Origin of the sequence: Aquabacterium sp. (assembly GCF_041915145.1) — a bacterium.
Taxonomy (GTDB): domain Bacteria; phylum Pseudomonadota; class Gammaproteobacteria; order Burkholderiales; family Burkholderiaceae_C; genus Aquabacterium.
On sequence record NZ_JAYSBZ010000182.1, the window covers coordinates 1 to 1,549 of the forward strand.

The following is a 1,549-nucleotide window of genomic DNA, read 5'->3' on the forward strand; positions in this document are numbered from 1 at the left end:
TTCAGCGGCGTTGGCGGCGGCTATGTCGTGTTGCGAGGATGGTGCCTTGTCGCTCGATTCCATACCTGGGTCGAATAATGTTTGGACCGCCCAGATTTCTGTAGACACTCACGAGCCGCTTTGCGCGTAGCGCCGTTCAAACTCTACCGGTGACAGGTCGCCGGCGAAACTGTGCCGGCGAATTGGGTTGTAGAACATCTCGATGTAATCGAACACGTCCGAGGCTGCCGCCATCCGCGTGGGATAGATGCGCCGCTTGATCCGCTCTTTCTTCAATGCGCTGAAGAAGCTCTCCGCCACGGCATTGTCGTGGCAGTTCCCGCGACGACTCATGCTCGGTTGCATGTGGTGGGCCTTGAGGAACGACTGCCAGTCATCGCTAGTGAACTGGCTGCCCTGGTCCGAGTGAACCAGCACGCCGGGGCCTGGCTTGCGCTTCCACACGGCCGCCAACAACGCCTGCAGCACCAAGTCTGTAGTCATGTGCGGACGCGTCGCCCAACCAATGATCTGACGCGAATAAAGATCCATCACGGCCGCGAGGAACAACCAGCCTTCGTAGGTGCGGATGTAGGTGATGTCCGTGACCCAGACCTTGTTCGGGGCTTCGGGCGCGAACTCCCGATCCAGCACGTTAGCCACCACACCAATGGGTCCACCCCGGTGGCGCGGCTTGCTGCCATAACCAATCTGGGCCCGAAGACCTTCGCGCTTCATCAGCCGACGCACACGGTGACGGCTGCACCGCTCGCCGGCTTCACGCAAATCGCAGGTGATCTTGCGATGTCCGTACACGCCGCCGCTGGCCAACCAGAAGTGCTTGATCCGCCCCAGCAGGCGCGTGTCCTCGCGCTCTCGTGCACTGGCCTGTTGGCACAGCCACCCGTAGTACCCGCTGCGATGCACGCCGAGCACCCGGCACATCGCGCACAGACGAAACTCGCGGGCATGCGCCTGCATGAACACGTACTTCGCTTTTACCCCTTGGCGAAGTACGCCGCGGCTTTTTTTAGGATGTCGCGCTCCTCGGTCACACGCTTGAGCTCAGCCTTCAGGCGCCGCACCTCGGCACCTTGGTCCAGCTCAGCACGGCGCACGACATCCGGCTGGCCAAACTTGGCCTTCCACGCATACAGGCTGTGCGTCGTGATGCCGAGCCGAGCGGCCACCTCGGCCACCGAATGGCCTCGCTCGGTCACTTGCTTGATCGCTTCGATCTTGAACTCATCCGTGTACCGCTTGCCACTCATACCGACCTCCTCGATTGCCAGAAATTATGGCTCGAAGATGTCTACGAAAGGCTGGGCGGTCCAGACATCCGTGTGATGAATGGTGTCTCCCAGATCATCAATAATGCGCAGAGTGCTGCCATCTTCAGCTTGAGCGACAGCGGCAACGTCACCGTTCCCGGGTCGATCAAGCCATCCACGACGGCTAACGTCATTGCCATCACAGCGGGCGACATGGCCAATGCTCGCAATGTCGGCGAGGTGATTTCGTCGGATCTCCATTGGCTCGCCGGTGTCGCTGCCCACGAACGTTGCCGCCA

General features: G+C 60.8%; 2 protein-coding genes. One reads left to right on the plus strand and one right to left on the minus strand.

The annotated features are described in order from the left end of the window. Positions 1 to 108 precede the first annotated feature (108 nt). A protein-coding gene (locus tag ACE3SS_RS15755; RefSeq protein WP_374595572.1) for an IS3 family transposase occupies positions 109 to 1,250 on the minus strand; the annotation gives its coding sequence in 2 pieces (ribosomal slippage) (positions 109 to 1,004 and positions 1,004 to 1,250; 1,143 coding nt in all). Between ACE3SS_RS15755 and ACE3SS_RS15760 the strand changes: the two genes are divergently transcribed. Further along, positions 1,182 to 1,549: hypothetical protein (locus ACE3SS_RS15760; protein WP_374595574.1), on the plus strand; the 368-nt coding region annotated here is incomplete at its 3' end. The genes ACE3SS_RS15755 and ACE3SS_RS15760 overlap by 69 nt on opposite strands.